Origin of the sequence: Gilvimarinus gilvus, assembly GCF_030518155.1 — a bacterium.
GTDB classification, from domain to species: Bacteria; Pseudomonadota; Gammaproteobacteria; order Pseudomonadales; family Cellvibrionaceae; genus Gilvimarinus; species Gilvimarinus gilvus.
The window spans coordinates 1-513 of record NZ_JAULRU010000699.1; the positions used below are offsets into that span (position 1 = coordinate 1).

Below are 513 nucleotides of genomic sequence, written 5' to 3' on the forward strand. Positions count from 1 at the left end.
CAGGCGCAGTCTGGCTCAGACAGTGCTGTGGGATTGTTTATCAACACGTTGCCGCTTAGGGTGCAGTTAACCGACCAGACATCCATTGATTGGGTGAAGAAATTACACGACTCATTGCTGAGCTTGGTTGATTACGAACATAGTTCGTTGGCAAAGATCCAGCAGTGTAGTGGCGTTGACGCCGAAGCACCACTTTTTAGTGCAGTGATTAACTATAGGCATACCGGTGATGCAGGGTTAATGCTCGATGCTGAGAAAACCGGTGTGAGTTTGCTAAATGCACAAGAGCGCACAAACTACCCGCTGAGTATTTCTGTTGATGATTATGGTTTGAATCATTTCAGTTTTGAGATTCAGGTTGAAAGAGACATTAACGCGGAGCGTGTTAGCGAATATATGCAACAGGCCTTGCAGAGGCTGGTCGGTGACCTTCTCGATGGAGGTAAGACGCCCGTGGCAGAGCTATCCATATTGCCTGATGCGGAACGTCATCAACAGCTGATTGAGTGGAAC

Annotated in this window: 1 protein-coding gene; it reads left to right on the plus strand. The window is 47.8% G+C overall.

Going from position 1 to position 513, the window contains the following annotated elements:
- Positions 1 to 513 (plus strand): condensation domain-containing protein (locus QWI17_RS17395; protein ID WP_302723793.1); only part of this gene is annotated, 513 nt, incomplete at both ends.